The sequence below is a fragment of the Bradyrhizobium sp. MI1.10 genome, assembly GCF_055811035.1.
Genome location: NZ_JBVVPN010000119.1, coordinates 1 through 2,356, shown reverse-complemented (window position 1 = coordinate 2,356; position 2,356 = coordinate 1). Strand labels below are relative to the sequence as shown.

The following is a 2,356-nucleotide window of genomic DNA, read 5'->3' as shown; positions in this document are numbered from 1 at the left end:
TGTCATTCGGCCTGCAATATTGACCCCCTAAGCCGGGGGATCGGCGTCCAAAATTGACCCCCTATAGGTTGGTCTGTTGCGCTGCCTGCTTTGGAATGAAGCAGGTGGTCGAGGATGCTGATCGTGGAGACGATTGCGCGGATTCGGCGCGAGCACTTCATCAAGGGCAAGACGATCAAGGAGATTGCCCGTGACCTGAAGGTGTCGCGGAACACGGTCCGGAAGGTGCTGAGGTCAGGAGAGACCTCCTTCGAGTACGAGCGGCAAGTGCAGCCGCGGCCAAAGCTGGGACGATGGGCAGTAGAGCTCGACGGACTGCTGGCGGCGAACGCGGCCAAACCGGCTCGTGAACAGCTGACGTTAATCCGGATCTTCGAAGAGCTGCGCAGCCGTGGCTATGACGGCGGCTACGATGCGGTGCGGCGTTACGCCAGGCGGTGGAGCAAGGAACGCGGGCAATCGACCGCGGCTGCTTATGTCCCGCTAAGCTTTGCCCCAGGCGAAGCCTACCAGTTCGACTGGAGCCACGAGGTGGTCTTGCTGAGCGGCACCACGGTGATGGTGAAGGCCGCCCATGTCCGGCTCTGTCACAGCCGCATGCTGTTCGTGCGGGCCTATCCGCGGGAGACGCAGGAGATGGTGTTCGACGCCCACGACCGGGCGTTCGCCCTGTTCAAAGGCACCTGCACCCGCGGCATCTACGACAACATGAAGACCGCCGTAGAGACGATCTTCGTCGGTAAAGGGCGTCTCTACAATCGCCGCTTCCTGCAGATGTGCAGCCACTATCTGGTCGATCCGGTCGCCTGCACGCCAGCGTCGGGCTGGGAGAAGGGGCAGGTCGAGAACCAGGTCGGGCTGGTCAGGGAACGCTTCTTCACGCCGCGGCTGCGGTTCAAAAACCTCGACGAGTTAAACGCCTGGCTGCTCGACAAATGCATCGCCTACGCCAAGGTTCATCGCCATCCGGAGCTGGTCGATCAGACGATCTGGGAAGTGTTCGAAGCCGAACGCCCCAAACTCGTTCCCTATGCCGGCCGCTTCGACGGCTTCCATGCGGTGACGGCATCGGTCTCGAAGACCTGCCTGGTGCGCTTCGACAACAACAAGTACTCGGTCGCAGCCAGCGCAGTCGGACGACCGGTCGAGGTTCAAGCCTATGCCGATCGCATCGTGATCCGTCAGGATGGACGCATCGTTGCCGAGCACCCGCGATCCTTTGGCCGCGGCGATACCGTCTACGACCCCTGGCATTATGTGCCGGTGCTCGCCCGCAAACCCGGCGCCTTGCGCAACGGTGCTCCCTTCAAAGACTGGGTGCTGCCAGCCGCGATCGAGCGGATCCGGCGCAAGCTTGCCAGCACCGACGACGGCAATCGGCAGATGGTCGACATCCTCAACGCGGTGCTGACTGACGGTCTGCCCGCGGTGGAAGCGGCCTGTGCCGAAGCGCTCAGTCACAGCGTCCATTCGGCCGATGTCGTTCTCAATATCCTCGCCCGTCAACGTGAACCCGCCCCACCGGCCAACATCATGACGCCAGCCGCACTGACGCTCCGTCATGCACCGATCGCCGATTGTGCCCGCTACGACAACCTCCGGAGGACCATCTGATGGAACGAACCCAAATCTTCGACCTCATGGGCGAACTCAAGCTCTACGGCATGAAGGCTGCCTTCGACGAGATCATGGCAACTGCCGTCAAGCGCCAGCACGAACCTCAGCGCATTGTCGGCGACCTGCTCAACGCCGAGATCAACGAGAAGCAAGCCAGGTCGATCAAATACCAGCTCACCATTGCCAAGCTTCCGCTTGCCAAGGACATCGCCGACTTCCAGTTCGACGGCACGCCGATCAATCAGACACTCGTCAATGATCTTGCTGGCGGCGGCTTCATCGCCCAACAACGCAACGTCGTGCTGGTTGGCGGCACCGGCACAGGCAAAACCCACCTGGCCATTGCCATCGCCAGAAGCTGCATCCGATCCGGTGCCCGCGGCCGCTTCTTCAACGTAGTCGACCTCGTCAATCGCCTCGAGACCGAGACCCGCAACGGACGGCAAGGACGGCTCGCCGAGCATCTGACCCGGATGGACTTCATTGTGCTGGATGAACTCGGCTATTTGCCCTTCGCCCAGTCCGGTGGCCAGCTTCTCTTCCACCTCGTCAGCCGGCTCTATGAGCGCGCCTCCGTCATCGTGACCACCAATCTCGCCTTCGGCGAATGGCCGAGCGTGTTCGGCGACGCCAAAATGACCACCGCGCTGCTCGATCGGTTGACCCATCACTGTGACATCGTCGAGACCGGCAATGACAGCTGGCGCTTCAAAAGCCGCGACGACGATCACGCCACCCG

At 61.9% G+C, this 2,356-nt stretch carries 1 protein-coding gene and 1 pseudogene; both read left to right on the top strand.

Annotation, left to right across the window (positions count from 1 at the left end; genetic code table 11):
• Positions 1-114: 114 nt before the first annotated feature.
• A pseudogene (istA, locus tag AC0L3K_RS40445) lies at positions 115-1,605 on the top strand (IS21 family transposase); the annotation flags it as partial.
• Between the two features lie 8 nt (positions 1,606-1,613).
• Positions 1,614-2,356: IS21-like element helper ATPase IstB (istB, locus tag AC0L3K_RS40440; protein WP_473368190.1), on the top strand; the 743-nt coding region annotated here is incomplete at its 3' end.